General features: G+C 53.8%; 15 protein-coding genes and 1 pseudogene. All 16 read right to left on the reverse strand.

Translation table 11 applies throughout. The annotated features are described in order from the left end of the window. Nucleotides 1-10: 10 nt before the first annotated feature. The 16 genes and pseudogenes from J4613_RS19835 to tssB all read right to left on the reverse strand — a co-directional run bounded on the left by J4613_RS19835 (nucleotide 11) and on the right by tssB (nucleotide 14,575). A complete protein-coding gene (locus J4613_RS19835; protein ID WP_111742443.1) occupies nucleotides 11-778 on the reverse strand; it encodes a TagF domain-containing protein in 768 nt (255 codons plus the stop codon). Further along, nucleotides 778-4,647 (reverse strand): type VI secretion system membrane subunit TssM, encoded by a 3,870-nt coding sequence (tssM, locus tag J4613_RS19840; protein ID WP_111742444.1) that lies wholly within the window; start codon nucleotides 4,645-4,647, stop codon nucleotides 778-780. Before tssM ends, J4613_RS19835 begins: the two co-directional genes overlap by 1 nt. Before the next feature lie 33 nt (nucleotides 4,648-4,680). Continuing rightward, nucleotides 4,681-5,112, reverse strand: a complete 432-nt coding sequence (locus J4613_RS19845) for a Shiga toxin A subunit (RefSeq protein WP_000227044.1) — start codon at nucleotides 5,110-5,112, stop codon at nucleotides 4,681-4,683. 202 nt (nucleotides 5,113-5,314) lie between these two features. Next, nucleotides 5,315-6,088, reverse strand: coding sequence for a Rap1a/Tai family immunity protein (locus tag J4613_RS19850; protein ID WP_111742445.1), 774 nt, complete (start codon nucleotides 6,086-6,088; stop codon nucleotides 5,315-5,317). Between the two features lie 4 nt (nucleotides 6,089-6,092). Then, nucleotides 6,093-7,397 carry a type VI secretion system protein TssL, long form gene (gene tssL / locus J4613_RS19855; RefSeq protein ID WP_000132483.1) on the reverse strand — a complete coding sequence of 435 codons (1,305 nt, stop codon included), beginning with the start codon at nucleotides 7,395-7,397 and terminating at the stop codon, nucleotides 6,093-6,095. Next, nucleotides 7,394-8,737: a type VI secretion system baseplate subunit TssK gene (gene tssK / locus J4613_RS19860; protein WP_000118732.1), complete on the reverse strand. Its 1,344-nt coding sequence runs from the start codon at nucleotides 8,735-8,737 to the stop codon at nucleotides 7,394-7,396. The genes tssL and tssK overlap by 4 nt, the downstream gene beginning before the upstream one ends. Nucleotides 8,738-8,740: 3 nt before the next feature. Then, a complete protein-coding gene (gene tssJ / locus J4613_RS19865) occupies nucleotides 8,741-9,277 on the reverse strand; it encodes a type VI secretion system lipoprotein TssJ (RefSeq protein ID WP_001007105.1) in 537 nt (178 codons plus the stop codon). Between the two features lie 66 nt (nucleotides 9,278-9,343). Then, a complete protein-coding gene (locus tag J4613_RS19870) occupies nucleotides 9,344-9,829 on the reverse strand; it encodes an Hcp family type VI secretion system effector (RefSeq protein WP_000119443.1) in 486 nt (161 codons plus the stop codon). 142 nt (nucleotides 9,830-9,971) lie between these two features. Then, complete coding sequence (locus tag J4613_RS19875; RefSeq protein WP_000379146.1) at nucleotides 9,972-10,355, reverse strand: type VI secretion system amidase immunity protein Tai4; 384 nt, start codon at nucleotides 10,353-10,355, stop codon at nucleotides 9,972-9,974. Further along, complete coding sequence (locus J4613_RS19880) at nucleotides 10,340-10,825, reverse strand: T6SS effector amidase Tae4 family protein (protein WP_001081550.1); 486 nt, start codon at nucleotides 10,823-10,825, stop codon at nucleotides 10,340-10,342. The genes J4613_RS19875 and J4613_RS19880 overlap by 16 nt, the downstream gene beginning before the upstream one ends. A gap of 42 nt (nucleotides 10,826-10,867) precedes the next feature. After that, nucleotides 10,868-11,060 (reverse strand): annotated as a pseudogene (locus J4613_RS22780) (type VI secretion system lipoprotein TssJ); the annotation flags it as partial. Between the two features lie 67 nt (nucleotides 11,061-11,127). Further along, nucleotides 11,128-11,613 (reverse strand): Hcp family type VI secretion system effector, encoded by a 486-nt coding sequence (locus J4613_RS19890; protein WP_000312802.1) that lies wholly within the window; start codon nucleotides 11,611-11,613, stop codon nucleotides 11,128-11,130. 253 nt (nucleotides 11,614-11,866) lie between these two features. Then, nucleotides 11,867-12,313 (reverse strand): STY0301 family protein, encoded by a 447-nt coding sequence (locus tag J4613_RS22895; RefSeq protein ID WP_001526444.1) that lies wholly within the window; start codon nucleotides 12,311-12,313, stop codon nucleotides 11,867-11,869. Nucleotides 12,314-12,325: 12 nt separating this feature from the next. After that, nucleotides 12,326-12,484: a BPSL0067 family protein gene (locus tag J4613_RS19900; RefSeq protein ID WP_001584850.1), complete on the reverse strand. Its 159-nt coding sequence runs from the start codon at nucleotides 12,482-12,484 to the stop codon at nucleotides 12,326-12,328. A 16-nt stretch (nucleotides 12,485-12,500) separates the two neighbouring features. Then, the gene (gene tssC, locus J4613_RS19905; RefSeq protein WP_000013881.1) at nucleotides 12,501-14,009 is read right to left on the reverse strand and encodes a type VI secretion system contractile sheath large subunit; all 1,509 of its coding nucleotides are present in this window, start codon (nucleotides 14,007-14,009) and stop codon (nucleotides 12,501-12,503) included. 23 nt (nucleotides 14,010-14,032) lie between these two features. Then, nucleotides 14,033-14,575 carry a type VI secretion system contractile sheath small subunit gene (gene tssB / locus J4613_RS19910; RefSeq protein ID WP_000996817.1) on the reverse strand — a complete coding sequence of 181 codons (543 nt, stop codon included), beginning with the start codon at nucleotides 14,573-14,575 and terminating at the stop codon, nucleotides 14,033-14,035. Between the last annotated feature and the right edge of the window lie 22 nt (nucleotides 14,576-14,597).

Here is a 14,597-nt window from a genome sequence, read left to right on the forward strand (position 1 = left end):
ACCATGTTCATTATTTCTCCGCCAGTCGCAGCGCATCCACATACCGCCCTTCACTGTTCTGCTGCCAGAACCAGCCTTGCCCCGGTGTTGCCTGCCCCAACGTCTTACCCGGCCAGCCCGGCCACGGCAGATAACGCACGCCCGGCAGTTCTACTACCGGTACTTCATCCGGCAGCCCGGTCAGTTCCCGGCTGCGCTGCGATGTACGTCGTAACCCACGCAGCCACTGCGCCCACCACGGCCCCGGCTGCCACATCGCCCATAGCTGGTCCACCTGCTCGGTCAGCCGCCCGCGCCGCATCGTGTCCGGCGTGATATGCTGCGCCGCCAGCCTCGCCAGCCAGTACAGCCAGCCCTGCGTCTCCTGCAAACTCTCGTCCAGCCACTCCCGACCGCAGCGCTGGTAAATCACCAGCGGCCACGGGCGTCCCACGCTATCCCGTGACGCCATCAGCACTCCGGTCAGCCAGTCAGTCGTCCCACCCATCGGCAAAAATCCCGGCGACATCACAAAGCTCCACGGCAGCGGATGGTGTTCCGGCGCGGGCATATCATGTTCGCCACGCGGCGACAGGTGCATCCAGCCGTCACGCTCTTCATCGGTCGTCTGGCCTTCCGGCAACACGATATGCCGCCCGCTGCCCACCCATGTCTGGCGGTTCAGCCAGTCCTGCCATATTCGTCCCTCTTCAGCGCCCACCCGCCAGCGCACATAGTCGCGCTGGTCCGGCAGCCTGCCGAACATCGCCGGGGCTGATACCACCGCTGGCCGGCGCATTACAGCGCCCTCGCCGGGCAACTGAAGTTCTGCAACAGCTCCCGGCTGACCGGGTTAAAATCCCGCCCGGCAGTGATTTCCAGCACCACCCGGCGACCGTCAAAATCATATTCCACCAATTGGCGCCCCCGCACCGCCGTTTCCTGTACCATTCCGGCGTCCAGCAGATGAAACAGCGCCCACGGCCCGCCGGTCAGTAGCGTTGAGGTGTCCTGGCGAATACGCGGGCTGGCGGTGATTTCCCCCATCGAGCCGTTGCGCGGTCCCGGCCACGTTACTTTCAGGGGACGGTCCGGACCATGGGCGTAGCGCAGCACCTGACCATCGATATCAATCACCAGTTCCGTGATGGCCGGGTCCATATCCACCACGCTAATCTGCATCGACCAGGAAAATTTTTTCCCGCCCTCGCTGTTAAAAAATACGCTGCGGATCTGCTTCGCCTGCTGAAACGGCGTTAAATCCGGCCCCTGCAATGTCATGTTGCCTTCGGTCGGTTTGTAGCGCCACGGGTCGCTGGCGGTGTCCGCCAGCGGAGCCAGTTGTTTGCTCCAGAAAGCATCCAGTACGCCGCCGCTGGCGAAGATGCGGTTAAAGTCCTCGGCGCTGACCTCCTGCGGGCTGTCGGCGAACGGATAGCGCCCGTCGATGGCGTCACGGCAGTCGTCGCCCATCATCGCCTCCATCTGGGTGTTCAGCACGTCGCCGGTCCCGGCGTTGATTTTGCGCGTCCCCTGCTTCGTCAGATCCAGCAGGATGTTTTTCAGCGGCGCAGGCAGTTTCGCCGCCTCCAGTTGCAACTTGTCTGCGGCAGTAATGCGCGCTGGCAACGTCCCCGCCGCCAGCGCGCTATCAGCAATGGTCAGTTGGGTGTAATACTCGTTGAGCATGGTCAGCAGCGAAGCGATCTGCATCGTCCCACCGCCGCTCTGTCCGCCGTCCGTCCGCCCGGCAATGACCTCGCGCAGCGCGGCGAAACGGTCATCCACCAGCGTTTTTTCCAGCCGCTCTTCCGGGTGAATATCCTGGAACAGTTTTGCCGTCTGTACCACTTTCCCCGCGTTACCGGATGCGCGCTGCGCCAGTTGTTTCTGTCTGGCCTGCGGGTCCGGCGGCGGCACCAGCGTGGTCTGCTCCACCACCGCTTTTCCCAGCCGCATCAGCGGTGAGTCCGGCGACGCCAGGGTGCGCAGCACCTGTAAATCATAAGCCAGGCCGGAACTGCCCTCTTCCCCGGCACTGTTGATACTATGGATACTGTCCAGAAAATCCTGCCAGCGGCGGGCATATTCCGTCAGGTACAAACGGCGGACTTCGCGGGCGACAGACTGCTCCTGCCCCGGTATCTGGCTGCGCAGGCTGTCAGTCAGCTTTTTTGGCGTACTCTCCCGGCCCATCACCCAGCCATCGTTCGCCGTCGCCGCCGCCACAAATTCCGGTAATCGTTTGTCGAACAGCTCCCGGTATCCTTCACGGGTAAAAATACCCGGCACGCCCCGATCCAGCGGCGCGCCGTTGCTACGCACAAACACCGTTCCCGCATCCGCGCCGACGGCGCGTACCAGCGTGAACTCCTGCGGCGCTTCGCTCTCCATTGCCGCCAGCGCCCGCGCGTAGATACGCTCGGTACTGGTGTGACCGTCGAGGAATGCCCGCGCCTGGCGGATCAGCGCCTCATCTTTCTCATACGGTGAATGCACCACCCGGCTGCCGTCAAACAGCGCTTCGATATGCGTCAGCACGGCGGCGCGCCCGCCGAACCCGGCCACGCTGTCGCTGTTCCCCAGATCGTTAATCACCCACGACTGGATCTCCGCCGCGTTGTATTTATCTTCGTGATCTTTATCCAGATTCAGTAGCAGATAGATGCGCAGGGCATCGTAGGCCGCTTTACTATCCTGACGGGCAATGGCGTCCGCCAGCACATACTCCATCCGTTTCACCAGCGGCGGCAGCAGCAGTTGATCCAGCAGGCGGTTGTACAGCGACGCCACGCTGTCGGTTACCGGCGGTACGCTGTACAGGCCGTAGCGCCAGGTCAGCGGCGGCGCGTCCGGGTCCAGTTCCGGCCAGGCGGACAGTTCCCTTGCGCTGTCCAGCAGTGCCGGGACGGGAGCCATCGCCGGTTTACCGGTGTAGGCTTTCACATCACCGTCCAGCCGGGTCGCGCGGGCGCTGATTTCATTCAGATAGTCGCCGTTGGTCTGCTGGCTGGTCTGCATCCCCTGCCACAACAGGAATGCCAGCACCAGTACCAGCAGGTGCCCGCCGAGGCGCAGCAGGCGGTAACGCCAGGCCCACTGGAGGTTTGGCTCCACCAGGTGCGCTTCACGAAAAATAAACTGTGTCAGCAGGTCATGCAGGAAGTAGCTGCGGTTGCCGTCCGGCAGAGCGTGTGGGAGAGAGGCGGAGGATTCGCCACGGGCGGTTTTTATCGCCCGGACAAAGCGCTGCCAGATACTCAACTGGTCGGCCACGGCGTCGGCCTGCGCCTGCGCGGCGCTGGTGAAAAACACCCCGCGCAGCGTGTTATTCAGTTGCGTGGCATCGAATTTTGAATCGAGGAAGATCTGTTCAATAGCCTCCAGCAACGGCTCGCCGAGGGCGGCGAACTCACGCGGGAAGGTATACAGCCGCTGGCGGCTTTTAAGGTCGTACTCTTCCTGTAACCGGGTATCCAGTCCCTGATCCAACCGCAGCGTCAGGCGCGCCAGCTCCTGCGCGCAGGCGGCGTGCAGCGTCTGCGGGTCGCCCGCTTTTCGCCTGCGGCTGTACGGCAACGTGAAGCCCCAGATTTGTGCACGAAGATGGCTGGTCAGCGTGCGAAAATATTCGCTGAACCCCGGCAACAAATCCATTTTGGTGACCACCAGATAGACCGGAAAGCGAATCCCCAGGGTCTCGCGCAGTTCTGCCAGTCGCGCCCGCAGAGCGGCGCAGGCCGCCAGGCGTTCCGCCGGTGACTGTGCGGTTAAATCCGCCACGTTTAGCGTCAGGATCACGCCGTTAAGCGGCGCGCCGGGGCGATGTTTACGCAGCAGACCGAGAAAGCCCTGCCACTCTCCGGCGTTACGCTGCGCGGCGCTCGCTTCGCCGCCGTCATCGTGGCGGGCGTAGCGTCCGGCGGTATCAATCAACACCGCTTCGTTGGTAAACCACCAGTCGCAGTGTAGCGTGCCGCCACCCGGTACTGTCAGGATACGCGAGGTCTGCTCCATTTGCTCCGCCAGCGGGAACTGCAATCCGGTGTTCAGCAGGGCCGTGGTTTTGCCGTCGCCGGGACTGCCGACCACCATGAACCACGGCAGCTCATACAGAAAGCGTTTTCCCTCGAAGATTTTACGCCAGCCAGGCATATCCACCCGCAACTGCCGCAGCTGCCGGATGGCCTGCGTGACAATATGGTTGACGGTGCGCAGGTCGGCTTTGATCTCGCCTGCCACCGGTACCTCTTCCCCGCGCGGATGCAGGAAGCGACGCAGCAGTTGTTCATCCATACGCAGCGCACGCCACAGCCGGTACAGGCCGTACAGCGCGTACATCAGCAGGATGAAACCAATTAATGTCAGGCGGACCCACAGCGGCGCAAACGGATGGACATCGCCCAGGGCCAGCAGCGGTGTGACGAAGCCAATCGCCAGGCACAGGACACTGATGCCGATGATACTCATCGACCAGTTGACCAGCCACAGTACCAGCAGCATCAGCAACAGGGCAATGGTCACTACCCGGCTACCCACGGAGGCCAGCGGGCGCAGGGTATCAAATGACACCAGCGGCCCGACAAACCAGACCAGCAGCGCCAGAACCAGAACGCCCACAATCGCCAGCGCGCGCCGGGAAAAAAGCAGACTAAGAAATTTTTGCATTATATTTCGACTCGCCACCCAATAATCAATATTTTAAAATTCCCTGGATAAAGTAATATAACCATTAAATCTTACAGAACACTCATCAGCATTCATGAAGCTGGATGCAATGAAAATATCTTTTTCTTTATCTTTGTTAATATAGGTATATTTTGCCACGATAGATTTAACCTGATTTTCATAATAACTATCGAAATAGGATTTCTTATCTAATATTGCCACTTTATTTTTGGCCTTATCTTTTTCATAATCCATCCTGGCCAGAGATTCTGCATAGACCTTAGATACAGGTGAGATATCAAGAATCTCTACCTTTGTTTTATCCTTTATAATAGTAGCGACATCTATATTCAGGTCATTTTTTATGGCATCAAATAATGATGACTCCATTGATGCTCCAACCGTAGCACACCCATAATCGTGCGCATAAGAAATGGCAGGAACACCCACCAACAGACAGACCATTACCTTAAACATATCAATATCTTACCACCAAGACTTTACCACCAAGACTTTATCTGAACTGGCAGCGATAACATTATCACAGGGTATACCTGTCATACTTCAGGCTGCATGTGCGTTGGCTTTCCTCGCTCACCCCAGTCACGAACTAATGTTCGTTCCCGGGGATTCACTCCCTTGCCGCCTTGATGCAACTTGAATGATTTTATATATTACAGGGATACTCTATTAATTTATTTATGATAAGTTCAGCCGCGCGAGAACTCAGTTCCTCATTGGTTTTATTTTTAAGAGAAACATAGACTAATTCATTTAATGTTAGCGTCTTAAATAAAGCGTATCCACACCACAGTTTGTTCTCTGTCGCATCCTCCACGCCGAGCAGATAGACACCCGCCCTGAGTTTATCCCGTTGATTACCAGACACCCAAAATTTAAAAAAGTCATTACCTGAAAGATTAAGCGCATCCGGCGTCAGGGATAACACAGGAGATGACCGGGAAGCAATTTTTACGGAGGGTTCAGTCCCCTGACAGGGGAAATTTTTAACTAATGCTTCCTCTATCAGCACCGAAGCTCTTGCATCAGGCTTTTTCACAGAGTACCGATCAAGCCAGGCCAGCACAGTATGGTTTATTGTTATACTGTCAACCTGACCATATCCACACCACGTCTTACCTTCTGTGGCATCCGCTACCCCCAACACATACATCAGTGTATTATCTTTTTCCTGTAAGTTATCACTGGCATAAAACCCCAGAAAATCCCGTATACTGAGGTTGACATTATCGGGGGAAATTAATCCTGCGTTAATCAGGGACCCGGCAAAAACGCCACCGGGTAATAAACAACATAAAATGATCAAAAAAACACGGATAGATCGTGTTATGTGATATGTCGCTGAGATCCGATAATAATCCCCCGTCACGCCACATATTGCCGAATGATGAGACACATCATAGGTCGATTTTTTTATCATTCATTCACTCCACTACCAGAATTTCCACCCGACGGTTTTTCGCCCGCCCGGCTTTACTGCCGTTATCCGCCACCGGCACCGTATCGCCCTTGCCGACGATATGTACCCGTCCGGCAGGTACGCCGCCGGAGGTCAGCAACGCCGCAACTTCCGCCGCCCGTTTTTCCGACAGCACCAGGTTGGATGGGAATTCAGCCGAATGAATGGGCTGGCTGTCAGTGTGACCCGTTACAGTGACTGCGCCGCCCACGCGGGCGATTTCCCGCGCCGCTTTGTTAATCACTGGCCGGATTGCGTCACTCACCGTTTTTTGTCCCGGTACAAACATGGCGTCGCCACGGAAGACCACCCTACTGTGCTGGTCATCTTCGTCCACGGTCAGCAGGCCACGGGCGATTTCGTTTGCCAGCAGGATTTTCAGCCGCAGCTTATGAACCGGCACGGGCGGCGGCGGCAGTTTTATACCAATCGCATCAATATGCTGTTGTACGGTGACGGTCTGCACATCCATCCGGTGGCTGTAAAGGCCAAACAGCGTCAGCATCGCCAACAGGGCTATCCCGGCGCTCAGCCAGACCGGCACCCGGCGCATCCGCCGCAGTCGTCCGCTTATCGCCCCCTGAAAGTCAGGCGAGAGCGCGGGCATGACCGGATCGCGACGCTGTGAAAGCTGTGTCAGCAGTTGCTGACGAATATTGTCCAGTTGCTTACGCCCGTCTGGCTGCACGCTGTAGCGGCCTTCAAATCCCAGCCCCAGCAGGTGGTAGATAACCTCCAGTACGTTGCCATGTTCCTGGAAGCTGGCCGCCAGACGCCCGATGATCTGGAAAAGTTTTATCCCGCCTTCGCTTTCACCATGAAATGTTACCAGCAGGCTTTTTCCGGCCCAGACGCCGCGCCGTCCCCAGGTTGTGTTATTGGCGGCTTCATCAAGCGCCGTACACAGGCAGTAACGTACCGCCAGTACGTGCTCGCGCCGCAGGTTCGCCTGATCGCATAATGTCTGGTACAGATGCATCTCGCGTACCAGCAGATTACGGTAAGGCTCTACCAAGGCCGCATCCAGTTTAGCGGGCATGGCTGCGAGAGCGCACAATAAAGGCCGGGCAGCGGCGAGCAACGGGTTAGCCGCCGCGCTGATTTCAGCCAGCCGGAGTTTGCTGTCCGGACCGTCTTCAACGATGACATTGAGTTCCGTGCGCTGGCTGGTGTGTACCGGCGTTTCATATTCACTGTCCTTATGTTCCGGCGTGGTGGACAAAAAGGACATCATGTCCGCCGCTGGCGGCGTCAGGGTACTGTCTGTCATTTATCGCGCACTCCCCACAGTTCTGTCTCCAGCCCCGGAAATTCCCCGGCGGTATGCATGGCCATCCCGCCGTAACGGGCAATGTGTTCCCACAAAGCTCCCTCGCGGCGGATGTCGTAATAGATGTATCCGGCCTGAAACGGGATTTGGCGCGGTGGTACAGGCAGAACCTGCAAAGCCAGCCCCGGCAGATGCGAGCGGATCAGTTCCGGCAGGCGATCGGATGGCCCGATTTTGGTCTGGGCGGCAAAATGTTGCAGTAGCACATCGGTCGGCATTGAAGCCTTTATCGCCAGTACCAGCGTGCTGAAATCGGCAAGATCGGAAGGGGCCACCACCGCATTCAGGATGCCGTAAGTCCCCTCTTTCAGCTCGATGCGCTGCGCGCCCCGGATCAGTACCGCGTTCAGCAGGAACTGCACCTCATCAACCAGCGATTTCAACCCGGCATAGGGCGTCAGGTGTTTGTACTCTTTGTATTCAGCGGGCCGTCGCGTTTGTGGACGCACATAGGTGGAGAGTTCCCCGGCCAGTTCGGACAGGTAGCGATACAACACTTCCGGGGCCAGCGGGGTTTTCGCCAGGTGAGTCAGCAGCGGCTCAAAGCGATTGAGAATTTGCAGCAGCAGGTAATCGGAGACCTCCGCTGCTTCATGGCCGTGGTTGTCGCTGCCGGTCAGCCGTTCCGCCAGCGAATCGGCCCGCATCCGGATGAGATCGTTGATCCACGACAGCCAGGTACACATCAGTGAACTGGCCTGATAATTAATGATGGGCGGGATCAGGTCGTGGTCGATATCTATCCGCCCGTCAGGGTTCAACCCAGTGATGCGGGTCAACGGCAGGCCAATCCAGGCGCCCGTCACCGCCTTTTCCGGCAGCAGCCGCAGGCGCAGATGACTGAGCTGTAATAACTGCGCGCCACGTCCCAGCGAGTTGGCGTCGCGGATGTCGTGTTCATGTACCGAGAAACGCGCCAGTGATTCCGGGTTATTGTCAAACGTAGTTTCTTCGCTGTTCGGCGCGCGTACCGGTACCGCCAGACAAATCTGCTGGTTCAGGTGCTCCGGCAGGATGGTCAGCGGCGGCGGCAGCGGGGTGTGGTCCGGTGCGTTAAACGGCGTGCCGTCAGGAAAAATCCCTGATGCCTCTTTCAGTATCAGTTTACCGATGTTCAGCGCTTCGCCATCAATATTGTAGTGGCTGAATCCCCAGAAAAAGGGGGTCAGCGGCAGGCTGCGGTAATGCATGACGTGTTCCAGATAACGCTCTTGCTGCTGAAACATCTGCGGCAGTAAAAATTGTCCTTCACTCCAGACTACGCGGTCATTCCAGCTCATAATTCATTTATCCCGTTCCGTAATTACAATGGCGCTTTGTTCCAGTTCCGCCTCCAACTGCACTTTTCCTTTCCCCGGTATGAAGCTGCTGTACCAGGCTTTTTCCGGGGCTTCCGGGATTTTGTAGGTTACCCGCCAGACCGATTTGGCCAGGTTACGGTATCCGGCCAGTACGCCGATTGCCGTGGTCTGCGCATTCAGCGGGCGACGCAGTTTTTTCTCTTCGCCGGGACGCAAAATAAAGCTGTCGCGACGCACTAAATCGTCGGTAAGGACGGATTTGTCGTTGTCATGGAGCGACCAGTAATCAGCTGTCGTGAAAGCGGCGTCATTTTTTAGTTCATAAACACGTATCTCAATGGGCGCGGCCTTCTTCTGATTGTCAGGATTCACCTTATCGGAGGCTTTCACGCTCAGGTCGAGTCGCTGTGATTCGAGGTCAGGTAACGCATCGCTACTGCCGCATCCGGAAAGCAGGAGCAGTGCAAAAGGCATAGCTACCGCACATAACCACCGAGTGGGGTTACGCCATTCATTCACTGTAAATTCCTTTAAAATCAAAATAATAAATCCGGCCAGATTTATATCTGGCCGGAAAAACAGCCGTTAAATTTCTTTGTTGGCCTTGAAGTCGTAGCCTGCGGTGATGGTGCCGCCGCTGCCACCCTGCTGGTTCTGCACCACGTATTCCTGCTTCACGGTGCTGAAGGAGAGTTCAATTGATTCGCGAGACGCAATTTCCCCTCCCTGGCTTCCGCTGGGCGATACCATTGCAATAATCAGATCTGTGAAAGTGTACTTGAGGTACTCCAGCGGATTGCCGCCAGCCTTACGCATAACCAGAATGGCCTGCGGAATGTGCTTACCGGAAGAGCAGTATTTGAACAGGTTCGGGCTGGCGCGATCGATGTAATGTTCAAATGAAAGATTAGTGACGGAGACCTTACCGGAACCGAGACCGCTACCGGCGTGCATGGTGGATTCCTGATGAATATTCCAGCGCCAGCTCAGTACTTCAATTTCATTTTTGTGTTTGTCATCCATTGACTCGCCGTCAATGCCGTCAATTTTCAGAAAAATGTCATAAGACATATCTACTATCCTTTTAACTACCTAAATTAAGCCCTGATTTATCTGCTTTATTAGGTGAACAGATTAACTATTCCTGTACAGCTCTTTCTTACCCATAAATTCATCAGAGCAAGAGAACGTATGCTTTTAATATCTTTGAATTTTACTTCTCGACACGCCTTTTAATTAATTCATTTAATTCCCTGTCGTGGATAAAATCTATGCACTTCATGGTATTAAAATCTGATGATATCGAGCCGTTATATTTCAACCCTGAATATTTTTTCGCAATCTCATCAATTTCATGGTAAATCTCCACAGATTGTTTACCATATTCAAGGTAAGCACTGGCCGTAGCTCTGGCATCGTTTTTAACGACATCATCTTTGTATACTAATGCCAGACAATGACTCAGCGCCCAGTTTTTTAAGAGTTCCGACTGTGAATATTGTGTGGTCAATGCTTCTTGTGCAAAGGATGGCTGCCATACCAGCATTCCACTTATGCTGAAAGTAACTAATATTAACCATTTCACGGCAGTATCCACAGAGTCCCAACTTCAGGAACAAATGGTCCATTATCTGGATCATTTAATAAGTGGCACTGATCTGAACAGATACTGCCATTCCATAATGTAACGTGTCCTCTGGCATTGCTCCAGCCATGCCCTTTTACTACGATAATTCCTTTCTTCCCTATAAAGTCACTCTGTTTCGGATTATTAACAATAAGATCAGGCTTGCCCATAGTATGAGTAAGATAATCAATCATATCATTCACGCGATAAATATAGAATTTATTATCGGCACCACTAACCTTTGCATACGGAGAGTTACGGGCTATTGGGAATCCTGTCGCATTCAAAACATAGCTCATTCGAATAGGGCAGGCATTTTGAAAATAACCACCAGTTATATTTTTCCCAACGTTTCCACCAATAATGCTACCCACATCAGCGACGGAATGATTCACCTTCCTAAAAGCTAACCACGCTTCATTGAATGAAGGTCTGTTCATTTTGCTTACCCTCTAAAAATTCTGTGTAGGTCATTAATTCTCAACACGTATCTTCAAGGACGCCGCTTTCTTCTGATTGTCAGAATTCACCTTGTAAAACGCTTTCACGCTCAAGTCAGGCCGCTGCGATTAGGGGTCAGGTAGCGAATCGCTACTGCCGCATCCGGAAAGCAGGAGCAGGCAAAAGGCATAGCTACCGCACATAACCACCGAGTGGGTTACGCCATTTATTCACTGTAAATTCCTTTAAAATCAAAATAATAAAACCAGCCAGACATAACATCTGGCCGGGAAAACAGCCGTTAAATTTCTTTGTTCGCCTTGAAGTCGTAGCCTGCGGTGATGGTGCCGCCGCTGCCGCCCTGCTGGTTCTGCACCACGTATTCCTGCTTCACGGTGCTGAAGGAGAGCTCCACCGTTTCACGGGAGGCGATTTCACCATCGTGGCTGCCGCTCGGGGAAACCACGGCGACAATCAGGTCGGTGAAGGTATACTTGAGGTACTCCAGCGGATTGCCGCCAGCCTTACGCATAACCAGAATGGCCTGCGGAATGTGCTTGCCGGAGGCGCAGTATTTGAACAGGTTCGGGCTGGCGCGGTCGATATAGTGATCAAAATCCAGGTTGGTGACGGAGACCTTACCGGAGCCGAGGCCGCTACCGGCGTGCATGGTGGATTCCTGATGAATATTCCAGCGCCAGCTCAGTACTTCAATTTCATTTTTGTGTTTGTCATCCATTGACTCGCCATCAATGCCGTCAATTTTCAAAAAAATGTCATAAGCCATTTTTATATCCTTATTAAGTTTTACTTAAAATAAACCTGATTTTATCTATATCTTTTTGTTTATAGATAAATCATTGCCGTACAGAATCCTTCTCCAATAACTTCAGGAGAACAGAGGACTGTATATTTTTCCGGTACCGATAATGTATTTAGTTATTTTATGAATTTGCATTATTTAATGCATATAAATAATGCTTCATAACTTCCGATAATAAAAACCATAACCTGTACTGAAATTTTCACGTCTCAAATCGCTAATTACAGATAAAAGATACAGACTGGTCTTCTGGCGATCCTTCAAAATTACGAGTCTTACAGCGAGTAGAAGAAGCAGGTATTGGTTGCGTCAACCATATCTGTTCATGACCATAAATACACGAAACCCAATAGCGATCGGTTTCTTTATCGCTACCACGTTCTGTTTCCCATACAGACCAATTTTCACCGTTTACTTTTTTAGTCTCTGGTTTGAGATCCATCAGGTTTTCAGGTTTACCCTGCGTTACCCCAATACTACTTAACCATAAACGCGACATATATCGGGGAGAAAGCTGCCACGCCGCTGGGACATCAGACTTCAGGCTCACAGCAGAAGACTGAGTATCAATAACAGCCGGGCAACTGACTTCCCAGGCTACAGCATATTGTGAAAAGAGCAGAACAATACCAGGTAACAGATGAAAAGTTGGGCTTATGGTCATAATATGTATTTCCTACTCAATGATATAAAAAGCTTCGGCATTGTTACTGGCATTCGGATATGTGTCATCATTACGTACCCCACCTTTACGAGACCGTGGGCGAGACGAAATTCTTTTCTTCATATCCCTCTTTATATTCTCTATCTTCTCTGACTTCACTCGCTTAAACATTCACAAAATAAATGCATCAGGCATTGCCCTGCTTCACTGACGGCAGTTTTGTCACCAGGCGCAGCGATCCCGTCAGCCCTTCAAGCTGGAAATGCGGACGCAGGAAGAATTTCGCGTCGTAATAACCTGGATTGCCTTCGACCTCTTCCACCACTACTTCAGCGGCAGCCAGCGGACGACGGGCTTTAGTTTCTTGCGAGGAGTTCACCGGATCGGCGTCGACGTAATTCATAATCCATTCATTTAGCCAGCGCTGCATATCCTCACGCTCTTTAAAGGAACCGATTTTGTCGCGGACGATACATTTGAGGAAGTGAGCGAAGCGCGAGCAGGCGAACAGGTACGGCAGACGGGCGGACAGGTTGGCGTTGGCCGTCGCGTCCGGATCGTAGTATTCCTGTGGTTTTTGCAGCGATTGTGCGCCGATAAAGGCGGCATAGTCTGAGTTTTTACGGTGGATCAACGGGATAAAACCGTTTTTCGCCAGTTCAGCCTCGCGGCGGTCAGAGATGGCGATTTCGGTCGGGCATTTCATGTCCACGCCGCCATCGTCAGTCGGGAAGGTATGGCAGGGAAGATTTTCCACCGCACCGCCTGATTCCACACCGCGAATCAACGTACACCAGCCGTAGTGTTTGAAGGAACGGTTGATGTTTACGCCCATCGCGTAGGCCGCGTTGCTCCAGACGTATTTGGTATGGTCAGAACCATCCGCATCTTCTTCAAAATCAAACTCGTCCACCGGGTTGGTTTTTGCGCCATACGGCAGGCGGGCAAGAAAACGCGGCATCGTCAGGCCAATATAACGGGAGTCTTCGCTAGCCCGCAGCGAGTTCCACGGCGCATATTCCAGGTTCTGGGTGACGATTTTGGTCAGGTCGCGGGGATTCGCCAGTTCCTGCCAGGAGTCCATTTGCAGTACCGAGGGGGAAGCCCCGGCAATAAACGGCGCATGGGCCGACGCGGCGACTTTGGCGATAGAGCCAAGCAGATCCACATCGGGCGGTGTATGGTCGAAGTAGTAATCCGCAATGATACAGCCATAAGGTTCGCCACCTAACTGGCCGTATTCGGCTTCATACAGTTTCTTGAACATCGGGCTTTGATCCCAGGCGATGCCCTTGTAACGCTTCATGTTGCGCCGCAATTCATCTTTTGACAGATTCATGAAGCGAATTTTCAGCTTTTCGTCGGTCTCGGTGTTGTAAACCAGATGCTCCATACCGCGCCACGAGGATTCCAGCTTCTGCCAGTCGGGATGTTGCAGGATCAGTTTGATCTGTTCGGTCAGTTTAAAGTCGATCTGCGCAATAATAGCGCTGATGCTTTTATAGGCGTCATCGCTGACGGTGATCGTGTTCGCCAGCGCCTGTTGCGCCAGCGTCTGCACCGCGGCTTCCACGGCTTTTGCCGCCTGGGTAGTCTTGGGTCGGAAGGCCTGATTCAGCAACGCATCAAATTCACCGGATGCGGAGGCGGTATCCTGAGCAACCGCGTCGGTTGCCTGCATATTACTGTTTGCCATGAAAATTCCTTAAAAATTCGACGTTATTCCGCTGATTCATTATCCGCTGACACATCTTGCTGGGTAGCGGCCGATTTCGGCGCATTCGCCAGCGTTTTCAGCAGAGTCGGGTCCTGCAACAGTTTATTGACCAGATTTTCCGCCCCGGCCTTGCCATCCATGTAGGTCTGGAGGTTCGCCAGTTGAGTGCGGGCTTCCAGTAACTGGTTCAGGGCGTCCACCTTGCGGGCAATCTGTGCCGGCGAAAAGTCGTCCATATTTTCCAGCGTGATATCGACCATCAACTGACCTTCACCCGTCAGCGTATTCGGCACAGCGAACGCCACGCGCGGCGCAATGGCTTTCATGCGCTCATTGAAGTTATCAATATCAATATCGAGGAATTTGCGATCCGTCACCGGCGGCAGTTCTTCACGCGGTTTCCCGGCCAGATCGGCCAGCACCGCCATCACGAACGGCAGCTCGATTTTTTTCTCGGAACCGTAAATCTCTACGTCATATTCAATCTGCACGCGCGGCGCGCGGTTGCGCGCGATGAATTTCTGCGCGCTATTGTTGATAGCCATAATCCTTCATTTCCTTTTTAGT

The organism is Salmonella sp. 32020114201800008SM, assembly GCF_017572025.1.
In the GTDB taxonomy this organism is placed as follows: Bacteria; Pseudomonadota; Gammaproteobacteria; order Enterobacterales; family Enterobacteriaceae; genus Salmonella; species Salmonella enterica.

Bases quoted from the DNA above. Each gene is read 5' to 3' on its own strand.
- J4613_RS19900 (WP_001584850.1), bottom strand. From the start codon at position 12,484: ATGTTTAAGCGAGTGAAGTCAGAGAAGATAGAGAATATAAAGAGGGAT.
- tssL (WP_000132483.1), bottom strand. From the start codon at position 7,397: ATGACAGACAGTACCCTGACGCCGCCAGCGGCGGACATGATGTCCTTT.
- J4613_RS19850 (WP_111742445.1), bottom strand. From the start codon at position 6,088: ATGATAAAAAAATCGACCTATGATGTGTCTCATCATTCGGCAATATGT.
- tssK (WP_000118732.1), bottom strand. From the start codon at position 8,737: ATGAGCTGGAATGACCGCGTAGTCTGGAGTGAAGGACAATTTTTACTG.
- tssB (WP_000996817.1), bottom strand. From the start codon at position 14,575: ATGGCTATCAACAATAGCGCGCAGAAATTCATCGCGCGCAACCGCGCG.
- J4613_RS19880 (WP_001081550.1), bottom strand. From the start codon at position 10,825: ATGAACAGACCTTCATTCAATGAAGCGTGGTTAGCTTTTAGGAAGGTG.
- J4613_RS19845 (WP_000227044.1), bottom strand. From the start codon at position 5,112: ATGGTCTGTCTGTTGGTGGGTGTTCCTGCCATTTCTTATGCGCACGAT.
- J4613_RS19870 (WP_000119443.1), bottom strand. From the start codon at position 9,829: ATGTCTTATGACATTTTTCTGAAAATTGACGGCATTGACGGCGAGTCA.
- J4613_RS19835 (WP_111742443.1), bottom strand. From the start codon at position 778: ATGCGCCGGCCAGCGGTGGTATCAGCCCCGGCGATGTTCGGCAGGCTG.
- J4613_RS22895 (WP_001526444.1), bottom strand. From the start codon at position 12,313: ATGACCATAAGCCCAACTTTTCATCTGTTACCTGGTATTGTTCTGCTC.
- tssM (WP_111742444.1), bottom strand. From the start codon at position 4,647: ATGCAAAAATTTCTTAGTCTGCTTTTTTCCCGGCGCGCGCTGGCGATT.
- tssC (WP_000013881.1), bottom strand. From the start codon at position 14,009: ATGGCAAACAGTAATATGCAGGCAACCGACGCGGTTGCTCAGGATACC.
- J4613_RS19890 (WP_000312802.1), bottom strand. From the start codon at position 11,613: ATGGCTTATGACATTTTTTTGAAAATTGACGGCATTGATGGCGAGTCA.